This is a genomic window from Herbaspirillum seropedicae (genome assembly GCF_001040945.1).
Taxonomy (GTDB): Bacteria; Pseudomonadota; Gammaproteobacteria; order Burkholderiales; family Burkholderiaceae_D; genus Herbaspirillum; species Herbaspirillum seropedicae.
Map to the genome: position 1 here is coordinate 1,438,772 of NZ_CP011930.1, position 24,797 is coordinate 1,463,568.

The 24,797-nt window shown below is 62.2% G+C and carries 21 protein-coding genes and 1 pseudogene; 14 read left to right on the top strand and 8 right to left on the bottom strand.

The features are described from left to right. Positions 1 to 68 precede the first annotated feature (68 nt). Positions 69 to 1,478, bottom strand: coding sequence for a CoA transferase (locus ACP92_RS06345; RefSeq protein WP_013233289.1), 1,410 nt, complete (start codon positions 1,476 to 1,478; stop codon positions 69 to 71). Positions 1,479 to 1,581: 103 nt separating this feature from the next. On the opposite strand from ACP92_RS06345, the gene ACP92_RS06350 reads away from it, so the two are divergent. The 4 genes from ACP92_RS06350 to ACP92_RS06365 all read left to right on the top strand — a co-directional run bounded on the left by ACP92_RS06350 (position 1,582) and on the right by ACP92_RS06365 (position 5,025). Beyond that, on the top strand, positions 1,582 to 2,877 hold the full coding sequence (locus tag ACP92_RS06350) for a citrate synthase family protein (RefSeq protein WP_013233290.1): 1,296 nt from the start codon (positions 1,582 to 1,584) through the stop codon (positions 2,875 to 2,877). A 52-nt stretch (positions 2,878 to 2,929) separates the two neighbouring features. Continuing rightward, complete coding sequence (locus tag ACP92_RS06355) at positions 2,930 to 3,352, top strand: EamA family transporter (protein WP_013233291.1); 423 nt, start codon at positions 2,930 to 2,932, stop codon at positions 3,350 to 3,352. 180 nt (positions 3,353 to 3,532) lie between these two features. Continuing rightward, positions 3,533 to 4,408, top strand: a complete 876-nt coding sequence (locus ACP92_RS06360; protein WP_013233292.1) for a CmcJ/NvfI family oxidoreductase — start codon at positions 3,533 to 3,535, stop codon at positions 4,406 to 4,408. Next, a complete protein-coding gene (locus ACP92_RS06365) occupies positions 4,405 to 5,025 on the top strand; it encodes a 2-hydroxychromene-2-carboxylate isomerase (RefSeq protein WP_013233293.1) in 621 nt (206 codons plus the stop codon). Before ACP92_RS06360 ends, ACP92_RS06365 begins: the two co-directional genes overlap by 4 nt. On the opposite strand, the gene ACP92_RS06370 is transcribed toward ACP92_RS06365, so the two are convergent. Next, positions 5,015 to 5,950, bottom strand: a complete 936-nt coding sequence (locus tag ACP92_RS06370) for a LysR family transcriptional regulator (protein WP_013233294.1) — start codon at positions 5,948 to 5,950, stop codon at positions 5,015 to 5,017. The genes ACP92_RS06365 and ACP92_RS06370 overlap by 11 nt on opposite strands. A gap of 333 nt (positions 5,951 to 6,283) precedes the next feature. Between ACP92_RS06370 and ACP92_RS06375 the strand changes: the two genes are divergently transcribed. Next, positions 6,284 to 7,507, top strand: a complete 1,224-nt coding sequence (locus ACP92_RS06375) for an MFS transporter (RefSeq protein WP_013233297.1) — start codon at positions 6,284 to 6,286, stop codon at positions 7,505 to 7,507. Between the two features lie 293 nt (positions 7,508 to 7,800). Beyond that, on the top strand, positions 7,801 to 9,912 hold the full coding sequence (locus ACP92_RS06380; RefSeq protein ID WP_013233298.1) for a TonB-dependent receptor family protein: 2,112 nt from the start codon (positions 7,801 to 7,803) through the stop codon (positions 9,910 to 9,912). A 22-nt stretch (positions 9,913 to 9,934) separates the two neighbouring features. Here ACP92_RS06380 and ACP92_RS06385 read toward each other — a convergent pair. After that, a pseudogene (locus ACP92_RS06385) lies at positions 9,935 to 10,910 on the bottom strand (helix-turn-helix domain-containing protein). 80 nt (positions 10,911 to 10,990) lie between these two features. Between ACP92_RS06385 and ACP92_RS06390 the strand changes: the two are divergent. From ACP92_RS06390 to ACP92_RS06405, 4 genes are all read left to right on the top strand, one after another. After that, entirely contained in the window at positions 10,991 to 11,341 is a 351-nt protein-coding gene (locus ACP92_RS06390; protein WP_156181741.1) for a hypothetical protein, read from the top strand. 71 nt (positions 11,342 to 11,412) lie between these two features. Continuing rightward, complete coding sequence (locus tag ACP92_RS06395; protein ID WP_244273912.1) at positions 11,413 to 12,738, top strand: flavin monoamine oxidase family protein; 1,326 nt, start codon at positions 11,413 to 11,415, stop codon at positions 12,736 to 12,738. Positions 12,739 to 12,783: 45 nt separating this feature from the next. Beyond that, positions 12,784 to 13,170, top strand: a complete 387-nt coding sequence (locus tag ACP92_RS06400; protein ID WP_013233301.1) for a DUF4440 domain-containing protein — start codon at positions 12,784 to 12,786, stop codon at positions 13,168 to 13,170. Further along, positions 13,098 to 14,681 carry an APC family permease gene (locus ACP92_RS06405; RefSeq protein ID WP_240727336.1) on the top strand — a complete coding sequence of 528 codons (1,584 nt, stop codon included), beginning with the start codon at positions 13,098 to 13,100 and terminating at the stop codon, positions 14,679 to 14,681. The genes ACP92_RS06400 and ACP92_RS06405 overlap by 73 nt, the downstream gene beginning before the upstream one ends. A gap of 37 nt (positions 14,682 to 14,718) precedes the next feature. Here the strand turns inward: ACP92_RS06405 and ACP92_RS06410 are convergent, their stop codons facing one another. The 3 genes from ACP92_RS06410 to ACP92_RS06420 all read right to left on the bottom strand — a co-directional run bounded on the left by ACP92_RS06410 (position 14,719) and on the right by ACP92_RS06420 (position 18,546). Continuing rightward, a complete protein-coding gene (locus ACP92_RS06410) occupies positions 14,719 to 15,828 on the bottom strand; it encodes a porin (protein WP_013233303.1) in 1,110 nt (369 codons plus the stop codon). Between the two features lie 195 nt (positions 15,829 to 16,023). Next, the gene (locus ACP92_RS06415; RefSeq protein WP_013233304.1) at positions 16,024 to 17,460 is read right to left on the bottom strand and encodes an MFS transporter; all 1,437 of its coding nucleotides are present in this window, start codon (positions 17,458 to 17,460) and stop codon (positions 16,024 to 16,026) included. Between the two features lie 168 nt (positions 17,461 to 17,628). Beyond that, positions 17,629 to 18,546, bottom strand: a complete 918-nt coding sequence (locus ACP92_RS06420; RefSeq protein WP_013233305.1) for a dihydrodipicolinate synthase family protein — start codon at positions 18,544 to 18,546, stop codon at positions 17,629 to 17,631. Positions 18,547 to 18,748: 202 nt separating this feature from the next. Between ACP92_RS06420 and ACP92_RS06425 the strand changes: the two genes are divergently transcribed. The 3 genes from ACP92_RS06425 (at position 18,749) to ACP92_RS06435 (ending at position 20,962) form a co-directional block, all read left to right on the top strand. Next, entirely contained in the window at positions 18,749 to 19,660 is a 912-nt protein-coding gene (locus ACP92_RS06425) for a LysR family transcriptional regulator (RefSeq protein WP_013233306.1), read from the top strand. A gap of 218 nt (positions 19,661 to 19,878) precedes the next feature. Next, positions 19,879 to 20,379 carry a FecR family protein gene (locus ACP92_RS06430; protein WP_013233307.1) on the top strand — a complete coding sequence of 167 codons (501 nt, stop codon included), beginning with the start codon at positions 19,879 to 19,881 and terminating at the stop codon, positions 20,377 to 20,379. Then, on the top strand, positions 20,372 to 20,962 hold the full coding sequence (locus ACP92_RS06435) for an OmpA family protein (protein WP_231944446.1): 591 nt from the start codon (positions 20,372 to 20,374) through the stop codon (positions 20,960 to 20,962). The genes ACP92_RS06430 and ACP92_RS06435 overlap by 8 nt, the downstream gene beginning before the upstream one ends. Before the next feature lie 87 nt (positions 20,963 to 21,049). Here ACP92_RS06435 and ACP92_RS25165 read toward each other — a convergent pair whose 3' ends face one another. Further along, on the bottom strand, positions 21,050 to 22,771 hold the full coding sequence (locus tag ACP92_RS25165; protein WP_013233309.1) for a methyl-accepting chemotaxis protein: 1,722 nt from the start codon (positions 22,769 to 22,771) through the stop codon (positions 21,050 to 21,052). A gap of 886 nt (positions 22,772 to 23,657) precedes the next feature. Here ACP92_RS25165 and ACP92_RS06445 point away from each other — a divergent pair. Then, positions 23,658 to 24,557: a LysR family transcriptional regulator gene (locus tag ACP92_RS06445; protein WP_156181743.1), complete on the top strand. Its 900-nt coding sequence runs from the start codon at positions 23,658 to 23,660 to the stop codon at positions 24,555 to 24,557. Here the strand turns inward: ACP92_RS06445 and ACP92_RS24515 are convergent. Continuing rightward, entirely contained in the window at positions 24,529 to 24,777 is a 249-nt protein-coding gene (locus ACP92_RS24515; protein WP_156181745.1) for a hypothetical protein, read from the bottom strand. The two genes, ACP92_RS06445 and ACP92_RS24515, sit on opposite strands and share 29 nt — an antisense overlap. Positions 24,778 to 24,797: the final 20 nt, after the last annotated feature.

Below are 24,797 nucleotides of genomic sequence, written 5' to 3' on the forward strand. Positions count from 1 at the left end.
ATGCGGCTGTCCTGCGGGGGGGGGCGGCTTATCTGCCCCTCCGCCAGATTCATGGGTTTCACTCAAGCTTAAAGCAGTTCATTCGAAGGCAACCATTCAGGTTCATACGCCCCCAGTGCGCGCGCCGGATAACGCCATGCCAGCGGCGCGCCCTCGATCTGCACCGGTGGCAGCAGTCGCGCCGCCGGTCCCCACGACGTCGGTTCGACGTGCGCGCAGCGATCAACTGGCGTTTCCGCCGCGAACCCGCTCACCTCGCGCATGGGCTCCGTGCGCAATTGCAGGACCGCTGCAGTACGCGCCAGCGAGGCGCGCACTTCGATTCCCACCCCTCGCGTCATTCTCAGCGTCAATCCCCGCAGCGCTGCGGCCGCCATCAGATAGCCCGTCGCATGGTCGATGGCCTGGACCGGCAGATTGACCGGTGCAGCGCTGCCCATCACTCGCATGCCGGCCTCGGCGATGCCGGTGCTCATCTGGATGAGGCTGTCGAAACCGCGCCGGCACTGCCATGCACCGGACCAGCCATAGGCATCGAGCGAGACATCGATCAGTGCGGGATTGAGTTCGCGCCGTTGCGCAGCGTCCAGGCCGAGCTTGGCGAGCGCATCGGAACGATAACCGTGGACAAGGATATCGGCATGGCCCATCAATCGCCGCAGCGTATCGAGGTCGGCCGGGTCTTTCAGATTCAGCCGCGCACAGCGCTTTCCCAGGACGACTTCCGGCACCGTGTTCGGTTCTTCCCACCCATAGGGATCGATGCGCAACACTTCGGCCCCCAGGCCGGCGAGGAAGCGGGTGGCGACAGGACCGGCGAGAATGCGCGTGAGATCGAGCACGCGGATTCCACGCAATGGCCGATCCCGCGACGGCTCCCATGCGCGCGTACTGACGCGGGCCCCGGTCGCGACATGCAGCAAGGGCTCGGCGGCGACCGCCTTGCCTTGCGGGTGCGCGGCCCATTCCTCGCGGGAATACATCACAGCAGCACAACCACCGCGCGCGACAATGGCCGCTTCCAGCGTGTCGGCGTCCCAGCCTGCCACCGCTTGCCGCACCGATTCCTGATCCGCCGCGCAGTCGAGCACGGACAGCGCGGCCTGGCGGTGATGCGGCGCATTGGTGTGCAAGCGGATCCAGCGATCACGCGCCCGATAATTGCCGGCGATCGCGTCCCATAGCGGCGGCATCGTCCATCCCAGCGGATGCAGCGACGCGCCAAACCAGAGCGAGGCCATGCGCCGGTCGACGTGAACCGCCGGCAAGTGACCGGTCGAGGCCTGCAGCAACTCGGCTGCCGCCGTTGCGGCCGCGCCAATGGCCGCTGCGGCCAGGTCGGTTACCCGGAATGCGGACACCAGCTCCCCGGTTCCACCAAAGCCGCACGTCGCGGCCAACGCGGGAGCGCCTCCCAGGGCTGTCCAGAATTCCCGCAGATGCTGCGACGCAGCTTGTGTCACTTGATCGTTCTCCATTTTGGCCTCGACTGGTTCAGGTGTGACAAAGATCGGATCGTTTGAATTTGCTGTCAACGTTGATTATCCTGATCAACCAATCAAACGATTCCCGTCCCTCACGATGTCGAACTACCTCAACTCGACCGAAGCCGCTGCACGGCTCGGTGTGTCCCGGCAAACGCTGTACGCCTACGTCAGCCGCGGCCTGCTGCACGCGGAGCCCGGCGCCACGGCGCGCGAGAGCCGCTATTTCGCCGCCGACGTCGAGCGCGTCGCGGCACAGCGCGCACACGGACGCAAGCCCAAGGAAGTGGCGAAGGCCGCGCTGAACTGGGGTGCTCCCGTGCTCGAATCGAGCATCACCTTGATCGATGGCGGACGGCTCTTCTATCGCGGCGTGGATGCACTCAGCCTGGCTGAGCATGCCAGCCTGGAGGAGGTGGCGGCCGGCCTCTGGCAATGCGACAGGCGGACTGCCTTTGGTCCTCACGGCGCCGCCTCTCCAGCAGTCTTGCGAGCACTCTTCCGGCACTACGGCGATCAACGGGCGGAGGAAGTCCTGCTGCCGCTTTTCGCCGTGGCCAGCGACGATGCCTCGACCGCCATCTGGCAGAAGGCGGTCGAGCGCCAGGCGCAGGGCTGTGGCGACCTGGTGCGGATTCTGGCGGCATGCCTGCTGCGGACCCGTCCCGACACCAGCCCGATCCACGTGCAATGTGCGCGGGCATGGGGCGTGGGGCGTGCGGGGGGCGAGCTGATCCGGATGGCGCTGGTGCTCTGCGCCGACCACGAGCTCAATGCGTCCAGCTTCACCAGCCGCTGCGTGGCCTCGACGGACGCCAGTCTGCGGGCAGTGGTGATCGCCGGCCTGGCAGGGCTGTCTGGCGGACGACATGGTGCGACTACGGGTCGCGTAGAAGCGTTATGGGATGAACTCGGCACGCGTGACGTCGACAGGAAGATGCGCGAGCGGCTCTCGAGAGGGGACGATCTGCCCGGCTTCGGGCACACACTCTATCCGGATGGCGATCCACGGGCGAGCTATCTGCTCTCCCAGATCCTGCCGCGCCATTCTCCCTGGGCCGCCATGATCGACGCCGGAATCACCCTCACGGGCCAGAAGCCCTCGGTGGATTTCGCCCTGGTGGCGCTGCGCAGGCATCTGAGGCTTCCGGTGGGTGCAGCGTTCGGCCTGTTTGCGCTCGGTCGCTCGATAGGGTGGATTGCGCACGGACTGGAGCAGCGCGAGCAGCACCACCTGATCCGGCCCCGTGCGGTGTACATAGGACCGCAACCTGAAGATGGCCAAGCCGAGCCAGGGCGGCCGCGATCACGCGCACGCTCGGCAGGCCGGCAAACACAGCAAGGCAGCGTGCCGAAAGGCGATCTGCCTGCTGGCTTTTTCAAGACCCGATAGGGCTCAACTGCCACCTGTCACCTGACACCTGACCACTGAAAGGGATAAGGAAATGGAACGCTGGATCCTCTATGCATTTGTTTCAATGGCTTTCGCGGGTTTCACCTCGGTGATCGCAAAGCTGGGATTGACGGGCATCTCAGCCGATCTAGGCTTGGCGATCCGGACCTGTTTCGTCTTTGTCTTCGTATTGCTCTTTGCCGCTGCCGTTGTGCCGACATCCCAGCTGGACATGCTGACGTGGAAGAACTTCTTCTGGCTCGGGCTGTCGGGCGTCACCACCGCAGCTTCGTGGGTCTTCTATTACAAAGCCATCAAGTTGGGAGACGTCTCCACAGTAGCGTTGATCGACAAAGGGAGCGTAGTCGTCGCTGTGCTGCTGGCCTGCTGGATACTCAATGAAGCGATCACACCCGCGAAGCTGGCAGGCGCTGCATTGATTGCCGGTGGCTTGTTGGTGATCGCTCGCGGCTGAGCCCGGTGTCTGAGGACAGCACCAATCCAACCTGACCTGCTGCCGGCGCTGGGAGATGATGCCATCGTCCTGGATTGATATTCTTGCTGCTTATGGGAAGCTCAAATAAGTCATTTGAAATCAGCCCACAGCACTGCTTCAATACCCTTCATGGAAGCCCCCATGACCCAGGAGAAGCAGATGAATTCAGAAAGTGGATCGGCCGCCCTTCGCATTCAGGAAGCTGATGCCAGCCGTGGCGTCCATGCGCGCCTGAGCTATCTGTCCAGCCATTCGCGCGACCCGGTCAGCTATGCATTCACGCCACCGCCCGGCACGCCCTGGGAAAGCGCGCAATACGACCAGCAAGAGTGCTTCATCGCCGATGCCGGCGTCTATTCAGGACTGGGCATCGACACCAACGGCTTTGCGCTGTTGGATGCGCCCACCGCCTTGCGCAACCCGGACGATGCCGACGAGATCACCGCCCTTTGCTATGCCGAGGCCATCGAGATCGCGCTGGCGGTCACCGGCGGCACCCATGCCTACGTCTTCGATCACCTGGTGCGCGAGCGCGACCCGGTGCGGGCGCCGCTGAACTTTGGCCGCACCACGCGGGGCGCCACGCCAGCGGCCAATGGGCGCATCCACAATGACTATACCGAGGTGTCAGGGCGGCGGCGTCTGTCGATGATCTTGCGGGATTCCGACCTGATCCCTTTCGTCCAGCATTTTTCCATCATCAACATCTGGCGCACCCTGCGCGGCGTGGTCGAAGATACACCGCTGGCGCTGCTCGATGCGCGCAGTGTGGCAAGCCAGGACCTGGTGCGCGGCGAAGTGCGTTATCCCCACCGGAACGGCGAGATCTATCTGGTGCGTAACAATCCCGCACACCGCTGGTTTTATTTTCCACAGATGGATCGCAGCCATGCCCTGGTGTTCAAGCAATACGATTCCCGCACCAGCGGCGTAGCGCGCTTTATCCCACACACGGCCTTCGATCTTCCGGCCATCCCTGCCGATGCGCCTTTGCGCAAGAGCCTGGAGATGCGCTGCCTGGTGGTCCACGCATGAACGGCCCCGCCAAGCTGATTGAATACTGGTTCGACTTCGGCAGCAACTACAGCTACCTGAGCACCATGCGCATCGAGCAGGCGGCGCAGCAGGCCGGTGTACGGGTGGTATGGCGTCCCTTCCTGCTCGGGCCGGTATTCCAGGAACTGGGCTGGAGCACCTCACCGTTCGTGTTGCAGAAAGAGAAGGGGGCCTATACTTGGAAGGACATGACGCGCCAGTGCAGGAAGTACGGTTTGCCGTGGACCATGCCCAGCCGCTTTCCGCGCGCGGCGGTGCTGGCGACCCGGGTGGCGCTGAGCTTTGAGGATGCGCTCTGGATGTCCAGTTTCTGCCGCCTGGTCATGCACCTGAACTTCGCCGAGGATAGGGATATCGACAGTGTCGAGACGATCAGCGAAGTATTGCAGGCGCTGGGCCTGCCATTTGCCGAGATCATCGCCGAGGCGCAATCGGAACCCAATCGCGCCCGGCTGCGCGAACAGACCCGACAGGCCCGCACACTCGGCATCTTCGGCGCACCGACCTTCTTCGTCGGTGATGAGATGTTCTGGGGTAATGATCGCCTCGACGATGCCTTGGCCTGGTGTGCCGGCGATGCGGGTGTCAGCCGATGAGGCTGCGGCCGGCCCTGGCCTGCGCGCAGATCCAGTTGGCGATCAACTGCACCTCGCGGCGCGGCGATGGCTCTGCCTGGATCAGCCAGTAGGCGTAGCCGTCGTCGCCTTGGGTGCGTGGATCAGCCAGCAAGACCAGTTGGCCGCCCTCCAGCTGCGGCGCGATCAGTTCCAGCCGCCCCAGCGCCACACCCTGGCCGGCGAGGGCCGCCTGGATCACCATGTCGTACTGGTTCAGGCGCAGCATGCGCGCCTTCTTGCTGATCGTGCCGAGCTTGCCAATCTTGCCGGCCTTGCCCAGGGATTCATGGTCCAGCCAGGACTTCCAGCGCAGGTGCGGGTTGGCCTGGTCGAATTCCAGCAGCGTGGCGTCGGCAGGCAACTTGCCGTTCTTGAGCAGCAAGGGATGGGCTACCGGCGCCACTGATTCGCCGAACAGGCGGATCGCATCGGCGGGGGCATGGACGCGCCTGGTATAGCGCAAGGCCAGATCGATGCCTTCGTGGCGCAGGTCTATCGTGCTGTCGCTGGCGGCCACGCGCACGTCCACGCCCGGGACTTGCTGCTGCAGCCGCGACAGACGCGGCAAGAGCCACAGTCCGGTCATGCCGATGCTGGCGGTGATGGTGACCGGCCGCGCCGCCTGGGCCGCGCGCAGCTCGCCCAGACTGTCCTGCAATTGCAGCAGGGCGGCGTCGGCGCTGCGGAAGAGCCGTTCGCCCATGGGCGTGAAGGAGATCGAACGATGATGTCGCTGCAGCAATGGCGTCTGCATGTACTGCTCCAGCAACAGCACCTGCCGACTGACCGCCGATTGCGTCAGGAACAGGTCTTGCGCGGCCAGCGTGAAGCTCATGCGGCGACCCACGGCGACGAATCCGCGCAGCAGATCCAGGGGCGGCAGCTTGGCAAGGGGAAGGCTCATGGCAGTCTCGGCAGGGCAGGGAAGAGCTGCTATTGAAGCATAGTCCCGGGCTGGCGTGAGAGCGCCGGCGGAAATTTTTCACATGCGTAGCGGGAATGTGAGGTTCTACCGAATTCACTTGAGCCTGCGCCCGCCACGTAGTCAAATTCAGCATTCTTTCTTCATCGGCTCCTTTACGAGATAGGCCTTCCATGCGTATTGCTACTGTCAATCGAAAACCCTGGCTGGTGGTGCTGGCCGGCGCCGCCATCATGATTCACTTGAGCCTGCGCCCGCCACGTAGTCAAATTCAGCATTCTTTCTTCATCGGCTCCTTTACGAGATAGGCCTTCCATGCGTATTGCTACTGTCAATCGAAAACCCTGGCTGGTGGTGCTGGCCGGCGCCGCCATCATGAGCATGGCGTTAGGGTCGCGCCAGACCTTTGGCCTGTTCATCAGCCCCTTGTCGTATGACCATGGCTTGCCGGTGACCCTGGTGGCCTTTGCCATCGCCTTGCACAACCTGGTTTGGGGCGTCGCCCAGTCGCTGGCCGGGGCCCTCACGGATCGCCATGGACCGGCGCCGGTGGTGGCGTTCGGGGCAGTGTGCTATGCCATCGGCCTGGCGCTGACGGCGCTGGCGCCCAATGGGGCGGTCCTGGTGCTGGGCATGGGCGTGTTCATTGGTGTGGGGATCAGCTGCACCAGTTTCGGCGTGGTGTTGCCTGCGGTCGGGCGAAGCGTGCCCGCTGAACGTCGCAGCAGCGCCATGGGCCTGGTCAGCGCCGGTGGTTCGCTGGGCCAGGTGCTGATGCTGCCGTTGGTCCAGGGGCTGCGGGCCACGTCGGGCATGAGCCTGGCCTTGATGGTCCTGGCCTTGTTGGTGCTGGCGGTAGCGCCGCTGGGCCTGGCGCTGGCCCGCACCGGCCCGGTCGCAGCCGACGCGCCACGATTGGATTACTCGGTGCGCGAGGTGATTGCGCAGGCCACCGCCCATCGTGGCTACCAGTTGCTGACGCTGGGATTCTTTGCCTGCGGTTTCCAGCTGGCCTTCATCGCCACGCATCTGCCCGGCTATCTGGAACTGTGCCACATGCCCATGGGTCTGGCGGCGACCGCGCTGGCGTTGATCGGCCTGTTCAATATGGCCGGCAGTTGGGCCTGCGGCTGGCTGGGTGGACGTTACCGCCCGCAGCGGGTGCTGGGCTGGCTGTACCTGGTCCGCAGCACGGCCATCGGCCTGTTCTTCATCGCGCCCAAGAGCAGCCAGTCGGTCACCCTCTTTGCCGCCGTCATGGGACTGACCTGGCTGGGGACGGTACCGCTCACCACCGGTCTGGTGGCGCGCCTGTTCGGCACGGCGCACATGGGCACGCTCTTTGGCGTCTGTTTCCTGAGTCATCAGGTGGGTTCCTTCCTGGGGGCATGGCTGGGCGGATGGATGCTGGAAGTGACGGGATCGTATTCCCTGCTGTGGATGGCGACCTTCGTGGTGGGCATCGTGGCGGCGCTGCTGCACTTTCCCATCGAAGAAGCCGATGGACGCCGAGGGGGCGGCCGCCTGGCCAGGCATTGATATTGATATTGATGCGCTGGTCCGGCGCTTCCGGCAGATCGAGCGCATCGTCATTGGCCGGCCGGCCTGACACCCTTCGGTAGGCCGTGCGCCTGCCGCATCGGGCGAGCCTATCTCGTCTCAAAAAAATACGGAGGTGTTGTAGATAAATCATTAGGTATATCGAAATACGTGCGTTTGTTATTGCAAATCATTATCATTCGTAATTCTTCGGGTGTCGTCCTGAAGATTTCCCAATTTTTAGAAGAAATAAACGGCGGAGGTTCGCCAGTATTTTTATTGGACCGAATGTAATGAAGACCCATCAAGCCCCCTCGCTCTTTGTGCGCGACCTGCGTATCACCACGACCGCTCTTGCCTCGCTGGCGATACTGGCTTTTCCCGTAGCAGGCCTGGCCCAGCAGGCAAGCCCATCGGATGGACAACCCGGCCTGGAGCCCATACAGGTCAGCGGAGACTGGCTTGGCACTGGCCTGGAGAGTAGCGTTAAGACTTATCCGGGAGCGCGCACCGTGGTGAAGAAGCAGGAGATCGAAAGCACCGGCGCTGTCAGTATCGGTGACGCGATGCGCCGCATTCCCGGTGTGCAGTCCAGCGACAACTCTGGCACCGCTGGCAGCGCCATCGCGCTCAACATCGGTGTGCGCGGGCTGGCCGGGCGCTATTCACCGCGCTCCACCATCCTGCTGGACGGCATTCCCATGGCGGTGGCGCCCTATGGTCAGCCGCAACTATCGTTCGCACCACTGAGCCTGAACAATATTGAATCGATCGACGTCGTCCGTGGTGGCGGGGCCGTGCGCTTCGGTCCGCAGAACGTGGGCGGCATCATCAATTTCAAGACGCGCTCCATCCCGACGACGCCCGGCATTTCCGGCGACGCTGCGGTGCGCTACAACAGTTACGGCCAGGGCGGCGGCAATACGCAGTACACCGCCTTTGCCGGCGGTCAGGCGGAGAACGGCTTCGGCATGGCCTTCCTCTATTCCGGCCAGGAAGGAAGTGGTTGGCGCGACAAGAGCGATGAGCACCTCAATGATTTTGCGCTGAAGATGCGTTACGAGATTTCGCCGACCTCCGAGCTCTACGCCAAGATCAACTACTATGACGTGCTCAGCCGCACGCCCGGCGGGCTCAGCGTTGCCCAATACGCCGCCGACCCGTTCCAGAGCACACGCCAGCGCGACAATTGGGGTGGAACCCGCAAAGGCTTTGATGTGGGCTATCTCAACACGATATCGGATCGCCAGGAATTCGAGATCCGTACCTACTTCAGCCAGGCTACCCGCCAGAGCACGTTGATCAATCCGGCCGGCACTCGCCTCTCGCATCAACCGCGCAACTATGAAACGCTGGGCATCGAGCCGCGCTACACGCAGCGCTTTGCATGGGGCGGTACCACGCACGATGTCACCGTGGGCTATCGCTATGTCCGTGAGCGCGGCGATGACAATGTCTATAGCGAAGCCGTCCTCACTGGCGTGCTCAGTGGATTCACCCAGTTCCAGAACAGCACCGATGCCCATGCCGGCTACATCGATGACAAGATCGCCTTCGGCAAATGGCGCATTACGCCGGGCCTGCGTTTCGAGCATGTCCAGTCGACCCGCTATGACGTAGCCAATAACGCTTCCTACCAGGTGTCCAACAACAAGCCGCTGCCCTCGATCAATGTGGCCTACCTGCTTACCGAGCAGTTGACCTTGTTCAGCAACTACAACACTTCCTTCGGTGTGGTTCAGAATTCGCAACTCAACACCATGTCATCGGCCAATCCGCTCTCGCCCGAGCTGGCCAAGACGATCGAAGGAGGGGTGCGCTGGAAGAGCGCGCGGGCATCTGCAGAAGCGACGGTGTTCCATATCGATTTCGACAACCAGATCGTCTCCGTCCAGGGTACGAATCCAAGCGTCTTCCGCAACATCGGCAAGACCCAGCATGACGGTATCGAACTGGCGATGGACTATGCCTTTGATCAGCAGAGTGTCTTGAAGGGATGGTCGGTCTACGCCAACTACACCTACACCCGCGCCTTGCAGAAGTCGGGTGCAAATCCGGGCAAGGACTTGCCGTTCTATGCCCGCACTACCGACACAGTGGGCACGCGCTTCAAATCGGGACCGTGGGGTTTCAATCTGTCGACCACCCATCAAGGCCGTCAATTTTCCGATGAAGCCAACACCATCGCCGAAAGCGCCGACGGCAGCATCGGGGAAATCCCTGGTTTCCGCCTCTGGAATGCCCAGGTGGATTGGAAAGTGCCGGGCACGAAGGGCTTTGATGTCTTTGCCGGCATCAATAACCTGACCGACCGTCGCTATTTCACTCGGACCACCGATAACAACCTGGGCAAGCTGGTGGGCGCACCGCGTACCGTCTATGTGCAGGGGCGTTATTCATTCTGATCCGCGGCCCGCAGAGAAACGCTCAGGACGTCGCCGCTCTCCCGAAGGCGTGGGAGCGGCGAATGGTCTGGGATGGCAGTTCGCAGAACAAGGCCCGGTAATCCTCTGCAAAGTGGCTCAGATGAAAGAATCCCCAACGTGAGGCGATATCGCCTATCGTGATCTGTTCCGCAGAGGTCGACATCAATGCCCGTCGTACGCCGTTGAGCCGCACGCAGCGCAGATAGTTGCGGGGCGTCGTCTCGGTCACGGTTTGAAAGCTGTTCTGCACCGTGCGCCGGCTGACCTGCATTTGCTCGCACACCTCGAAGATGCTGGGAACATTGATGGCATCGTTCATGGTCTGCCGATGCAACTTGTCGACGATGTAGCTGCGTATCGTGCTGATCTGCCGGCTGGCGCCACAGTCGGGCGCCGACAGCAGCGCCAGCAATTCGGCCAACAGGGAAAGCTCCAGTTCCTGCTCGTGTTGCGGGTGCTGTCCGTGTCCATCCTCGATGGATAGCATCGCCCAATAGAATATGTTCAGCAGCCGCTCGCGGCAGGCGTGCAAGTCCTGGGAGGCGACTTTCACGACGGGCTGCTTCATCAGCGCAACAATCCGTTCCGGACTTGCCGTGTGCTCAAGCTGCGCCTCAAAAAGCGCGCGGTCGAAGGTGATGGCGAACAAGTCCGTGTCGATGGGCAGGTGACACATGAACTCGTCTCCCCCCCTGCAAGAACAGCATGCAGTGCTCATCCACCTCGCGGCCCTGTACATGCGCCTTGCCGGGCGCTGCGACAGGAAAGGCAAAGCACACCTGCTCTCTGGGCGCTTCCCCCTGCTGCACCACACGCTGATTGATGCGCTCGCGAAAGACGTGGCAGCGGGGCGTGGACAACTGCAGCAGCGAGCTTTCCACCTTGCCCGCCGAAATCTGCGCATAGTGCAGATTCCATGGACTGATCGCAGCGGCGTGCTCATGCACATCCTGAAAACGAAGAACGCTTTGCAACATGGTCTCTCTCCAAGGTGAGCAGCGCCTTCATCGATAAGCGCAGCCCAGTCTCCTAGCATCTAGCGTGCCTGATCTTATGCATGGCGTCGATGACGGCGGGCTGCGAGCATCGGCTTGCCGTCACCCATCACCACTCATTCCGCAATCAAGCGGGAATGACGTCATTTTTTTTGCGACTTTATCTCAAAGCAAAAAAACAGCAAATAATTTTTTACTTATTTGTGTTTTTTATTGCTTCTTTTGATCTTGGTGCAATCTTTATTTTTTTGCACAAGTTTGATGCGGCTGCTGTTTTTAGCGCCGTGCTCTTGGCCGCCCGGCATTTGCGGTGGCCTGTTTCATATGCCGATTGGGGTTACCCCGGCGCAGTCGCCAGGGCCAGAATCCAGCTATCCATTTTTCTTCACTCCTTCTGGATCACACGCCAATGAAGACTACTTCGGACGGACATCACATCAAGGCCGGATGCGCACCCATTCACGGCCTACCTTCCCCGGCTGCCTTGAGCAGCAAGATTCCCGATGGCAATGCCTACGATGTGGTCGTCGTCGGTGCTGGGTTTGCCGGACTGACCGCTGCCCGCGAACTGGGGTCCAGAGGCCTGCGAGTGGCCATTGTCGAGGCGCGTGACCGCATAGGCGGGCGCACCTTCATTGCCGAGCAGAATGGCCAGAAGTACGAAGTAGGGGGCACCTGGGTGCATTGGGGCCAGGCTTATGTATGGAATGAACTCCATCGCTATGGACTGGGCATCTCCGAATCGATCAGCGGCACGCCTGAGAGCATCAGCCTCTTGACCTCCCAGGGATTGGAAACGGATAGCGCCGAAGCGATGGGAAAGGATCTGTCTGCGGCCTTGCAATTGTTTTGCGATGTCGACGGCGCGCGTGGCGAAATCGCCTTCGCCAATCCACATTGTCCGGACCCGGTCGCCGATCGCTTCGACAGCATCAGCCTGGCCGAGCGGCTTGCGCAGATCGAGCTGTCAAGCCGCCAGCGCGCACTGCTGGAGGCATTTGTCACCATGAATGCGGCGACCGATCCTGCCAAGGGCGGCTTCTATGATCAGCTGCGCTGGTGGGCGCTGGGCGAATATTCCACGGAGGCGCTGCTCAAGCGTCTGGGACGCTACAAGATCGCCAAGGGAACCTCGGCGCTGGCGCTGGCCTTGCTCAAGGATTCCAAGGCCGATCTGTTCGTCGGTGAGCCAGTCTCCGAGATCACGGCGAGGGCCGATGGCGTACGGCTTCAGGCCAGGAATATCTCGCTGCAGGCCAAGTCCCTGGTGGTGGCCGTTCCCATGAATGTACTGGGCGACATCCGCTTCACCTCCGGTCTTCCACAGGCCCGTGAGCAGGCGCATCGCCAGCGCCATGTCTGCGCCGGCACCAAGTTCATCGCGCAGGTGGACCGCAATGTGGGGGCCTGGATCGGCTTTGCGCCGTATCCCAATGCGCTGACCATGGTCATCTCTGACCGCGTGATCAACGGAAAGTCCCTGCTGGTCGGATTCGGCCCGGATGACAAGATCGATCTCACCGATATCGGCCAGATCCAGAGCGAGCTGCGCAAGTTTCTGCCGGACATCAACGTGACCGAGGTACTGGCGCACGACTGGATCAATGACCCTTATGCCAAGGGTGGATGGACCTGGTTCGCGCCCAACCAGACCACCCGTCACCTGGCGTCGCTGCAGGCCTCGGCGCCGCCGCTCTTCTTTGCCAATACGGATTGGGCCAGCGGCTGGCGCGGCTTCATTGACGGGGCCATCGAAGAGGGTATCCGGGCCGCCCGCGAGGTAGGAGAGTTCCTGTCTCCGCAGGCTTGAAGCTAGGCAGTAGTGCGACATCCACTTTACTTTGAAAGGAATGACATGAACCTGAATCTGAACCTGAACCAGGCCATCGAGAAGCTGCAAACCTTGTGCCGTCAAGGAGATGCCGCCGTACTGCATCGCGAGATGTTCTGCGCGGACTGCAGCATCAACGGGGAGGGCACGCCGGTCATCACCGTTGGCGGCGACTTGCTGCCGATGCTGACCGACATGCTCAAGATCACTCCGCACCTGTCCATCCGTTCGGTGCGCACGGTGGCGATCAATGAAGGCGCGGCCATCACCTGGCTGGAATGGACTTCCCCTCCCGCCGGCGGCGCCGGCGATCAGATTGCGATGCGTTCCTTGACGGCATGGCGCAAAGAGCAGGATGGTTGGCGCATTGCGGCCGATATGTATGGTTTCGGGCCGTTTGCCGGCAACTGAGCAAGCTCAGCCAAACCGAGCCAACCACGTTTCTTGCTTGCCGTTTCAAGGAGTCCCGGATGTCTGCACCAGCCCGTTCAACGCCTGACCACACCGGTCTGAAGAAAGATGCCATCGGCTGGTTCGGCATCTTCCTGATGGTGATCACCACCAATGGTCCGCTTACCTCGATGGGAGGCGGCGTACCAGTGAGCATCACCCTGGGCAACGGCATCGGGCTGCCGGGTTCCTACGTCGTCGTGTGTCTGGCCTACCTGCTCTTCGCCATCGGCTTTTGCGCGATGACGCCTTACGTCGAGAATGGCGGCGCATTCTATGCCTACATCACCAAAGGTCTGGGCAGCGTCGCAGGAGTAGGCAGCGCCTGTATCGCCGTGTTGTCCTATATCTCCATCCTGCTGGCCTGTTATGCGATGCTGGGGCATTTCATGCAGGTCATGATGGCCGCGATGGGCATTGCTGCGCCATGGTGGATCTGGGCGCTGGTCTGCGCCGTGCTGGCCCATCTGCTATGTGTACGTGGCATCGAGTTCAGCGGACGCCTGCTGCTGTTGTTGATGTTGTGCGAGGTGGGCGCCATCCTGGGCGCGGATGTGCTGGAGCTGTTGCGCCAGCACTTCACTGGCGCCGTGGTTTCCTTTGCTCCGTTCTGGCCGCAGTCGGTTTTCACGGCGGGCTTCGGACCTTCCCTGATCTTTGTCGTCGCCTCCTTCATGGGATTCGAAACGGCCGCGATCTATGCCCAGGAGGCGCGCGATCCGCAACGTTCGGTGCCACGCGCGATGTACTTTTCGATCGTCTTCATCGGCGTGTTGTACGCAGCGTCCATCTTCCTGATGCTCAATCATTTTGGCGTGGATCACGCGGTACAGGTCGCGGCAAATGACCCCGGAGGAATGTGGCTGTCCATGTTCCAGACCCTGGCAGGACCGACCGCCGCCAGGATCGGCGCGGTCCTGGTCATCACCAGCCTGTTCGCTGCGGTACTGAGTTTTACCAACGTGGTAGCCCGTTACTGGCATGCCTTGTCGATGCGCGGGCTGGTCTGGACAATGCTGTCCAGGACGCATCCACGCCATCGTTCGCCCTATGTCGCCTCGGCCATCACGATGTGCATTTCCTGTGCCTTGATCCTGATGTGCGCGATGGCCGGCTTGGACCCGATGCTGCAGGCATTGCCATGGGCCAGCGTTCCATCGGCCATCGGCGTGTTGACTTGCCAGGTGCTGGCTGCGCTTGCCGTGGCCAGTTTCTTCAGACGTCACCAGAGCTCCGTATCCGCCTGGCGCGGCCTGGTTGCGCCAGTGTGCAGTGCCGTGGTGCTGCTGTATTTCCTGTGGCAGATGATCGCCCATGTGCAACTCCTCTCGGGTTTGCCTTCCGTTCCCAGTTACCTGCTTGCGGTGAGCATCCTGATCGCCGGAGGGCTGGCTTCCTTCTATGCCTGTCGTCTCCGGCGAAGCTCTCCGGACGTATTTGCACGACTTTCGGAATTGGTGAAGCAGCAGTAGATGGGCTCTTGTTCAGATCCGGAGGACCCTTTGAAACTCAGAAGCTATGCCGTATCCCCGCCATCATCCCGAACTGGTTGCCGCCCGGTGCGGGATTGGCGGTCCCCACGCTGCCGCCGGCGCTGACGGAAAGATTGGATTGGCCGCGATTGTCGATGAAGCCGCCGGTGAGATAGAGCGCAGTGCGAGCCGACAGTGAGTAGGTGGCCCGCAAGGCGCCCAGCCAGGCCTTGTTGGCGCTGTCGTCGTAGTGCAGGTAGTAGAGCTGGCCAGCCAGGTTCAAGGTTGGCGTCAGGTCATAGGACAGGCCGGCGTAGTACAGCTGGCTCTTGGACAGCGCGCTGCCCTGGTTGTGTCTCAGCGAGCCGCCGATGCCGACCTTGAGCCGGTCGGCCTTGATATAGGCGCCCAGCAACATGCGGCTGTCGCTCAACTGGCTGCTGGACAGCCCCGCCGCCGCTCCCTTGCCGCCGCGCAGCGTGTCATAGGCCAGCGAAGCGCCCCAGGCGGCGGTGTCGTACTTCACCATCAGCGACCACTCGCGACAGGCCAGACTGTCGCCCGCCTGCTCGCCCGCACAGTTGGTACCGGCCGGATTCTGGCCGGCGTTGACGGTGTCGCGTCCGAAACTGTAGGTCCCGCCCAGCGTGAAGGCGCCGAAGCTGCCCCGGTAGGCGATGGAATTGTCTGCGCGCGCGTTGGGACGATAGTTGTCCAGTGCATTGGCGCCATAGACATTGGCGCCCAGGATGTCGGAGTCCAGCGTGGCCCACAGCAGCATGGTGGCCTGCCGACCGAAGCTGACCTGCCCCCAGTGATCGCTCAAGCCCACGTAGGCAATGCGTCCGAACATCCGGCCGCCCTGGTTGAGTGCTCCCGAATCGGGAGCGAATCCCGATTCCAGCATGAACACGCTGCGCAGGCCGCCGCCCAGGTCCTCGCTGCCGCGCAGCCCGATGCGGGAGGGCGTGGTTGCGGTGAGATTGGGGACGCGTAGCAGGCCCTGCTGGCCTGCGCCGACGTTGCTGACGTTGCTGACGTATTCCACGCCCGTGTCGATGATGCCGTAGAGCGTCACCGACTGTGCCTGGGAGAGCGTTGCGCTCATGGTTAATAGCGCAGCGATGATAGCCTTCAATGCCTTCATGAATTCCTCCTGATGGATGTGCTTGGTCTTGTTCAGATGCGAGGATGCGGGCTGGCACGCAGGCGTTCGTCCTGGCCGGGCGTGAGCGTGCGCGGGCCGCGTGCTGTGCGGGCCGTTGCCAGCAAAAAATGGGGATGGTCAGCGTCAGGGGAGGGCGATCCGATGGCGACGCAGCGCCTCCCCGGTGCTTGCAGACTAAGGGGAGATTTCTTCCAGCGAGCGGTTGGTGGTCTCGATCATTCGCCACGCCGCCAGCAAGCCAAGGACGGTGACGCCGGCGAACATCAGGAACACCGTGGCAATGCCATGTCCGGCCAGGACCACCCCGACCATCGCCGGCGCCGCTGCAGAGGCGGCGCGCAGCCAGGAGGTCGCCAGTCCGGTGCCGATGGCGCGCATGCGGGTCGGATAGATTTCGGGGGTATAGAGATACAGCAGCACCGTCGTCGTTCCCATCACCGCATAGGCCGAAGAAGCCAGGAACATCACCGACCAGGCGCTTTCGGCCTTGAGTACGCCCAGCAAGGCCAGTAATGCGCCACTGAGGATGAAGCTGGCAATGGCCCAGCGCCGGCGGCCCACGCGGTCGATCAGCAAGGCGCAACCCAGCACCGCACAGGCGCTCAGCACATTCGATACCGAGGCCATGCGCAGCGACTCCTGCAGCGGCAGGTGATAGACGGTCTTGTAGAGGCTGGGCAGCCAGTTGTTGATGCCATTGGCCACGAAGTAGGAGCTGGCCCACAGCAGCCAGACGATGATCGTGCGACCGCGATAGACCGGAGAAAACAATTCCTTCCACGAGCCGCGCTGGCGTTTTCCCGCGCCGGCAGCCAGTGCGTTGATGCGCTGTTCGATGGCTTGCTTGTCGGTCTGCGCATCGAGGTTGCGTTTTGGGGTGCTGGCCTCGAGTGTGCGGATGAGCTTTTCTGCATCATCCAACCGGCCACGCGCGATCAGCCAGCGCGGCGATTCGGGCAGGCGCGTGATCAGCAGGGCCACCAGGATGCCGGGGATGCCGCCCACCAGGAACATGTATTCCCAGCCAAAGCGCGGCACCAGAAAGGCTCCCACCTGCGCCGCCGCCAGCAGGCCCAGCGGGAAGATCAGCTCATAGAGGACGAAGAACTTGCCGCGGCCATGGGCCTGTGACAGCTCGTTGATGTAGGTGGCCGCTACCGGGACTTCACCACCCACGCCGATGCCCTGGAGGAAACGGCACAGGAACAGCATATGGAAGCTGCCCGTGAGTGCACAGACGATGCTGAGCACCGACATCAGGCCGACCGTGACACTGGCGCTGGGCACGCGACCGTAGCGCTCGGCCATCCAGCCGAAGAACAAGGCGCCGATGACCTGGCCCAGATAACCGGAGGCGATCAAGAGACCGATCTGCGCCGCCGACAGTTGCCACAGCCCCACCAGCACCGGCAGCACGAAGGCCAGCGAGAGGGCGTGGAAGGCGTCGAACAAGGTGGCGCTGCCCATGATGATGCGGGCCTTGGTGTGCCACCTTGAGAAAGGTACGTTCTCGATACGGAAGAGCAATCCTGCGGCGCGGTGCGCATCGTCGGATGTCAGCAGTCCCTGGCGGGCTGCCTGTGCGCGCGTGTGCGCGGCCAGCGTAGTCATAGTGTCTCCATGCTTTTTTCTGTTGCAGGCCTGTTCCGGCCAGTCTTCCTTGTCAGCCTCTGGGGGCGATCAAGGCCATGGTCACAGCGTAGTCACTGGCACGCCATCGCCGGCCAGTGCTCGCTGTGACGCCGTGCGCCGCCCCTTTTTTGGAGGGGCGCGGACCGATCAGATCATCTCGGCAGAACGCAGCGCCTTGGCGATCTCGACATCGGCGCCGGGCTCCAGCGGCAGCAGCGGGGAGCGCACCGTGGCGTGCTCGAGGATACCGCGTGCCACCAGGGCATGCTTGAGCGCCACCGTCCCTTCCATGTGCGAGCCACGGTGGTAGACGTTCTTGGTCACAGGCAAGAGCTTGTCATGGATGGCGCGGGCCTTGCGGTAATCCTTGGCCTTGCCGGCAGCGATGAGGTCGATCAGTAGCTCGGGGGCGATGCTGCCATAGCCGACCAGGGCGCCATCCACATCGAACATGGTGTGCAGCAGGTATTCGTCGTGGCAGGTCAGGATTTGCAGGTCGGGACGTTCGCGGCGCACGACCGGGATCTCGGTGTCCCAGCGGCGCATGTTGCGCACGCCATTCTTCATGGCGAACACGCCGGGCAGGGCGGCGATGTCGAGCTGGGTTTCCAGGTTGTAGGTGGCCTTGGTGGCGTCGGGGTACTGGAACAGGATCAGCGGCAGGCCGCTTTCTTCGTAGATGGCGCGGTAGCGGTCTTGCGGCGCGCCTTTCTGGTAGCCGAAGCGCAGCCAGCCGTGCGAGGGATAGACCAGGCCGGCGGCGGCCCCGGCCTTGACGGCGCGCTTGGCTTCTTCCGCGGCGACCTGGGTGCCCTCGAGCGTGATGCCGGCGATCACGGGGACCCTGCCATCCGTGGACTTGACGAAGCTCTCGATGACGGCGGCTTGCTCGGATTGCGACAGGAAGGTGCCTTCGCCAGCGTGGCCCAGCACCACCAGTCCTTTGACGCCATCGAAGCTGCCCAGCCATTTGCCCAGGCGCATGATGGCCGCGTGGTCGACGGCGCCGTCGCGGGTGAAGGGGGTCACGGGGGCCGGGACGAGGCCGCGCAGGTCGATACTCATGTTGTCATCCTTTCGTTGTATGAATGTTTTTCTTGTCCTCCTGCAACAGCAAAGAGGCCCAAGACGCCCGCTGGGCCTGCACTCTGGCAGGGCCGGTGGCAGCGGGATGAGGCCAAGTGTAGGGGCGCCCGAGTCATGCAGGAAGAGCGTAAAGGGGCATTTCAGATATACTGGGTCGACATATCCGATGGAGGACGACGCCATGCATTACGCTGCCTGGAAGCTCTTTGTCGAAGCACTGGAATTGGGAAGTCTCAGCAAGGTGGCCTTGTTGCATGGGACCACCCAGCCCCACATCAGCCGGCAGATCGCCGAGCTGGAGCAGCAATACGGCGGCCGGCTGTTCCAGCGCAATGGCCGGGGCGTGATTCCGACCGAGCTGGGCATGCGGGTAGCGCCGCGGGTGCGGGCCTGGCTGGCCACCACCGAGCAGTTGACCAATGACATCCAGTCGGCCGCCGGCACGCCCATTGGCCGCGTGCGCATGGGCATACTCCCTTCGGCTGCGCATCCCCTGGTCAGCACGCTGTACCAGCAGATCCAGCAACGCTATCCGCAGATCCAGCTGAGCGTGCGCGAAGGGCAGGGCGCGCAGCTCGATACCTGGCTCGACAATGGCTATGTGGACCTGGCGCTGCTGTTCCGCCATGGCGCCAACGCCAAGAACGGCGATCTCTACATCACCAAGACCGATACCTACCTCGTGGGTGCGCCCGACGATCCGCTGGTGCAGGGGCCCACGGTTCCTTTCGCGTCGCTGGACCGGCTGCCTCTGGTGTCGTTCTGCCGCCCCAACAGCTGGCGCGACCGCCTGGACCACCTGAGCATCGAGCATGGCATCACACTCAATGTCCAGATCGAAGCCGATTCCCTGAGCATCCAGGAGCACCTGGTGGAAAACGGCGGGGTCTATGCCCTGCTGGGGCCTTACGCGATCGCCAGCGCGGTGCGCAAGAACCGCCTGAAGGCAGCGCGGATCATTGCGCCGGAGATCACCCGCCACATCGCATTGGCCATGTCGCGTCATGGCGAGCTGACCCTGGCATGCCGTACCGTCATGCAGCTGATCAAGGAGTTGGCGCAAGACCGCGTGGACATCGCAGGCATTCATTGAAGGAATGCATGTCACTTGTAACTCTGCCGTGGCGGCCTGGTGGCGTTCTCGTTACGTCCTTGGCAGGTCATCCCGGCATTCCCTTTTCGAGAAGCGGGAAAAGAGAGATTGACGGCGGCACCGATTTTCTGCGAAATTGCGCAGCAGATTGCGTCACTGCAACATCACGATATCAACACCACAACATCAAAACATCAAAACATCAAAGGGCAAGCGATATGGGGATCACATCGTCGGGGCGCAGGGAGGTGCGGCGCGGGGGCAAGGGCATGCTGCTGGGACTGGGATGGTCGGCGCTGATGTTGGCGTCGGCGGCGGCCTGGGCGCAGCAGGATGGAGCGACCCAGGCGGCCATCGTCAAGGTCATGCGCGGCGAGGTACAGGCCCAGCGCGAGGGCAAGACGCGCCCGCTGGCAGTGGGCGAACGGCTCTACGAGGGGGACCGCGTGCTCACCGCCGCCGCCAGTTCGGTCGGCTTCACGCTGCGCGACGATACCCTCATCTCGCTGGGACCCAACAGCCAGTTCCTGCTCGAACAGTTCGTCTTCAATGAAAAGACCGATGAAGGCAATATCGCCGTGCGCATGGTCAAAGGGACCCTGCGCTACGTCTCCGGGCTGATCGGCAAGCATGCGCCGGAACGCCAGCAGTTTTCCACGCCCACGGCCACCATCGGCATTCGCGGCACTGATTTCATCGTCGAGGTGGCCGGTGAATAAGAGCCTGATCCTGGCCGCCCTGGCGGTCCTGCTGGCTGGCTGCGCCGGCCCCCGCGAACGATTCCTGCTGCTGCCCCAGCCCGATGGCTCGGCCAGCAGCATCGTGGTCAAGACCGCCACCGGCGAAACCGCGCTTGCCACGCCCTATGCATCGGTGGAGACCGCCGGCGGCAAGGTCGACAAGACCCTCACGGTGGCCCCCGCCGATGTGGAAAAGCGTTATGCCGACGTGCTGGGCAGCCTGCCCGCGCGGCCGCGCAGCTATGATCTCTTGTTTGAACTGGGAACGGATCGCCTGACCCCGGCCTCGCAAGACGCCCTGAAAAAGGCGATCGCTGAAATCAAGGACTTCCCCGCAGGGGAATTCGTCCTGACCGGCCATGCCGACAATATCGGCAGCGAAACCAACAACGATGCCCTGTCGCTGCGCCGCGCCCGCCTGATCGAACGCGAACTGCGCCGTGCCGACGTCAAGGCGCTGAGCATCGAAGTCATCGGCAAGGGCGCACGCGACCCGCGTGTCCCGCAGAAGCGCGGCGTGGCCGAACCCCGCAATCGCTTCGTCGAGATCAAGATCCGCTGAGCCAGGGGCGGACCTGGCTGAGCCGGTCCGCCTGTTCCATGATCAAGCCTCAGGCACGACCAGCCTAGCCGGGCCGGACGTATCGGCTCAAAAGGTCGCCCAGTCCTCTTCCTTGGCCGCTTGTGCGGAGGCTGTGGCGGCCTTGTTGCCCAGGCGCTTGGGTTCGCTACGTGGCGCGCCTGCAATGGTCTTGGGCGCGGTTGGCGTGATCGTGCGCGGTGCATCCTGCATGCCGATGGCCGTGTGTCCCAGGTTGAAGATGCTCACGATCTGCGCCAGCGCATCGGCCTGATCCTGCAAGGCGCGCGAGGCTGCTGCGGCTTCTTCGACCAGCGAAGCGTTCTGCTGGGTCACGTCGTCCATCTGCATGATGGCCTGGTTGATCTGTTCGATGCCCGCCGTCTGTTCCGTGCTGGCCGCCGAGATCTCGCCGATGATGGAGGTCACCTTGCCGGCGTTTTCGACGATGCCGCTCATGGTCGTGCCAGCCTGATCGGCCAGGCGCGCGCCGACGGTGACCTTGTCCACCGAATCTTCGATGAGCGCCTTGATTTCCTTGGCCGCTGCCGCCGAGCGTTGCGCCAGGTTGCGCACCTCGGTGGCGACGACCGCGAAGCCGCGTCCCTGCTCGCCGGCGCGGGCCGCTTCCACGGCGGCGTTCAAGGCCAGGATGTTGGTCTGGAAGGCAATGCCGTCGATGACGCTGATGATATCGGCCATCTTCCTGGAGGATTCATTGATGGCGCTCATCGTGTCGACCACCTGCGCCACCACCTCGCCGCCTTCCTGCGCCACCGTGGAGGCGGTCGCGGCCATCTCCTTGGCGTTCTGTGCGTTACTGGCGTTGTGCTTGACGGTGGAGGTCAGCTCTTCCATCGAGGAGGCCGTTTCTTCCAGGGCGCTGGCCTGTTGTTCGGTGCGCGCCGACAGGTCCAGGTTGCCGGTGGCGATCTGGCGCGAACCGGTGGCGATGCTTTCGCTGCTGGTGCGTACCGTCTGCACCACCTTGCGCAGCGAGCCCTGCATCATGTGCATGGCGCTGACCACGCTGCCTTGGGCGGCGTGGCTGATGTCGATGTGGGTGCTCAGATCGCCGGAAGCAATCGCATCGGCGGCAGCGGCCACGTCGCGCGGTTCGCCACCGAGCTGGCGCGTCAGGTTGCGCGAGATGAACAGGCCCAGCGCGATGCCGAAGAGGACGCCGCCAAAGGTCAGCACCAGCAACAGGGTGCGGATATGGGCATAGATGAGATCGGTTTCGTCATTGAGCCGGTCAGCGTTGTCCTTCTTGACTTCCATCAGCTTGAGCATGTTCGCCTCGGCTTCGTTGGCCAGCGGCCGCACCGAAGAGAACAGCCGGCTGGTCGACTGGCGCGCATCGGCGAGCGGCTCCTTGCGCAACTCCTCGGCGGTCTGCATGACGGCGTTCTTGTACTTGGTAAAGGCCTCCCTGGCCTTGGCCACCAAGGCCTTGCCCTCGGGGGTGACGAAGCGTTGTTCGGCTTCGTTCAAGGCGAGGGTGGTATTGTCCAGACGCTTGGTGAGGTCGTTGAGGCTGGCCTCGCGTTCGGCCGGCGACTCTGCCAGGATGGCCGTGCGGATGGCGCGGTTGGACGAACTCAGGTCCAGCGTGGCCTGGGCAGAATGGCGCAGGCCCACGACCTGCAGCTCGTACATCTCGGTGGCCAGGTCGTTGATCTGGCCTGCCTTGATGATGCCGAAGGTACCGATGGTCGCGCCGATCAAGGCGACGATCATGAAGCCGCCGATGAGTTTGTGACTGACTTTCAGATTGGTGAACCAGTTCATTCCTGCCCCTTTTTTATCAAAGTGAGTTGCAATGCGGCGGGCGTGCCGTCGGGCCGCCCTGCGCATGTGGTCTCGGCCAGACCGCGCTGGTGCGGGGAACTGTGGATCATCGCAAACGGGGAAACGGGATCTGCCTGGCCAGAGCAGGGAGGTTGAGGCGGGAGCGAGAGGAAGTTCGGGCCAGGCGTTATCCGTAATCACCGTCGACGTACGATCTTTTGTTCTTCTCGTGTCTGGCCTTGCGGACTTTATTACAGATGAGTCCCAGCGTTTAGCCCCTTATTAATACAAAGACTGTTTGGTAAATCAGTCGAATAAAGATGGCCGGGCAATTTTCGAGCTGTTCGCCAGCTGGGCTTGCGCAAGAATCAATGCTTGCCATTAACCGGCCGGACGCAGGTTCAACCCCGTCATACGGGGATGGAGGTCTGTTGATGGTGTACTGCAGTCAACTATTTTGGCTACATTGACTATTAAGAAAAATTAACTATTAGTGTAATTTTCTCGACCTAATCAAGTGACAACTCCTGTATTACATTCCGGTTTCGATGAGCTTGACCATCAACGCACAACATGCTCGCAGGCAAGCTTGCGCATGCGCGCGGGGAATCTTGCGAGAGACGGTGCTGTCTGGTCAGAGGCGGACAAGCTCGTCCTTAGCCTGATGCGCCGTTGCGCCGCAAGCTCGGGGCCGCTTGCTCACGAGGCGCAGCGGTTCACGATCAATCAACAAATGCTATTCCGTACAATCAGTCATTCAAGGGAATAAGTTCATCCATATCATGTTGCGATAAAGAAACTCGCATTGCATCGCAGCCAGGATTGGGCTGCGCGGCATCAGCACATTCAGTCAATGAGAAAACTTGGAATAGATGATTTAGCACGAATGGCGACGTTTGCGCGGGTAGTGGAGCTGGGAGCTTTCTCGCGCGCCGCCAAAGCCCTGGGCCTCACCACTTCATCGGTCAGTCAACATGTCAGGGCGCTGGAATTGTCATTGCAGGCAACGCTGTTGAACCGCTCCACCCGCAAGCTCAGCCTGACCGAGGCCGGCACGCTCTTCTACAAGCACTGTGCCCATATCGTCACGGCCGCCAGCGAAGCCGAGCAGAGCATCGCCGTGCTCAACAACGAGATGGTGGGCGAGGTGCGCATTGCCGTTTCCAGCTTCATGTCCACCAAGTACCTGATCCCGGCGCTGCACGATTTCATCAGGCACAACCCCAAGGTGAGGCTGCGCCTGGAGGTGGCCGACAACAACGTCGACCTGATCGAGCAGCGCATCGACCTGGCGCTGCGCGCGGGTCGCAATCGCCAGCCGGGCGATATCTTCCTGGGGCGGTTCTCGGATGTACTGTGCGCCTCACCCTCCTACCTGGCAGTGCGGCCGCCTATCCATTCGCCGGTGGATCTGTTGCATCACGATTTCCTGCTGTTCAATCCGCATGGCGAACCCTGCTTCCTCGAATTCTCCAATGCCGCCAGCGGCACGGTGAGGGTGCGGCTGCAGCCGCGCATCAGCGCCAATCATGCGCGCTCGCTGCGATATCTGGCGCTGGACGGCCACGGCATCACGCGCCTGCTGGAATGCAAGATCGACGATGACCTCAGGGCCGGGCGCCTGGTCCAGGTCTTGCCGGACTGGACGCTGGGCGGCTTCGACGTCTATGTGACGGTGCGCCACCGCGACAACATGCCGCTCAAGGTGAGGCAGTGCCTGGAGCATATCCAGCATTACTTCGAGGTGGTTCTTCCTCTCAACGCGGTGGCGGCGGCGCCGGCCTGAGTTGTCTGCCTGGACCAGCCTTGCGGGCGTGCGGCGTGCGGCGGGTTGGTCTTGTTTCTGATCCTCTCATTTCCTCTTTTTTTGGCGTCCAAAATGATGCCTTATTATTAATAATTCCCTTTTCAGGAGAAATATTTTCCCGATTTTCGGGAAAAAATAGCCGATTCATTCCTTTTCGATATTGCTTTGCGGCAAAACGCATCGTTACAATTTGTTTCACTTGGTAAACACTTTGTGAGC

Bases quoted from the DNA above. Each gene is read 5' to 3' on its own strand.
- ACP92_RS06345 (WP_013233289.1), bottom strand. From the start codon at position 1,478: ATGGAGAACGATCAAGTGACACAAGCTGCGTCGCAGCATCTGCGGGAA.
- ACP92_RS06350 (WP_013233290.1), top strand. From the start codon at position 1,582: ATGTCGAACTACCTCAACTCGACCGAAGCCGCTGCACGGCTCGGTGTG.
- ACP92_RS06355 (WP_013233291.1), top strand. From the start codon at position 2,930: ATGGAACGCTGGATCCTCTATGCATTTGTTTCAATGGCTTTCGCGGGT.
- ACP92_RS06360 (WP_013233292.1), top strand. From the start codon at position 3,533: ATGAATTCAGAAAGTGGATCGGCCGCCCTTCGCATTCAGGAAGCTGAT.
- ACP92_RS06365 (WP_013233293.1), top strand. From the start codon at position 4,405: ATGAACGGCCCCGCCAAGCTGATTGAATACTGGTTCGACTTCGGCAGC.
- ACP92_RS06370 (WP_013233294.1), bottom strand. From the start codon at position 5,950: ATGAGCCTTCCCCTTGCCAAGCTGCCGCCCCTGGATCTGCTGCGCGGA.
- ACP92_RS06375 (WP_013233297.1), top strand. From the start codon at position 6,284: ATGCGTATTGCTACTGTCAATCGAAAACCCTGGCTGGTGGTGCTGGCC.
- ACP92_RS06380 (WP_013233298.1), top strand. From the start codon at position 7,801: ATGAAGACCCATCAAGCCCCCTCGCTCTTTGTGCGCGACCTGCGTATC.
- ACP92_RS06390 (WP_156181741.1), top strand. From the start codon at position 10,991: ATGGCGTCGATGACGGCGGGCTGCGAGCATCGGCTTGCCGTCACCCAT.
- ACP92_RS06400 (WP_013233301.1), top strand. From the start codon at position 12,784: ATGAACCTGAATCTGAACCTGAACCAGGCCATCGAGAAGCTGCAAACC.
- ACP92_RS06405 (WP_240727336.1), top strand. From the start codon at position 13,098: ATGGCGCAAAGAGCAGGATGGTTGGCGCATTGCGGCCGATATGTATGG.
- ACP92_RS06410 (WP_013233303.1), bottom strand. From the start codon at position 15,828: ATGAAGGCATTGAAGGCTATCATCGCTGCGCTATTAACCATGAGCGCA.
- ACP92_RS06415 (WP_013233304.1), bottom strand. From the start codon at position 17,460: ATGACTACGCTGGCCGCGCACACGCGCGCACAGGCAGCCCGCCAGGGA.
- ACP92_RS06420 (WP_013233305.1), bottom strand. From the start codon at position 18,546: ATGAGTATCGACCTGCGCGGCCTCGTCCCGGCCCCCGTGACCCCCTTC.
- ACP92_RS06425 (WP_013233306.1), top strand. From the start codon at position 18,749: ATGCATTACGCTGCCTGGAAGCTCTTTGTCGAAGCACTGGAATTGGGA.
- ACP92_RS06430 (WP_013233307.1), top strand. From the start codon at position 19,879: ATGGGGATCACATCGTCGGGGCGCAGGGAGGTGCGGCGCGGGGGCAAG.
- ACP92_RS25165 (WP_013233309.1), bottom strand. From the start codon at position 22,771: ATGAACTGGTTCACCAATCTGAAAGTCAGTCACAAACTCATCGGCGGC.
- ACP92_RS06445 (WP_156181743.1), top strand. From the start codon at position 23,658: ATGGCGACGTTTGCGCGGGTAGTGGAGCTGGGAGCTTTCTCGCGCGCC.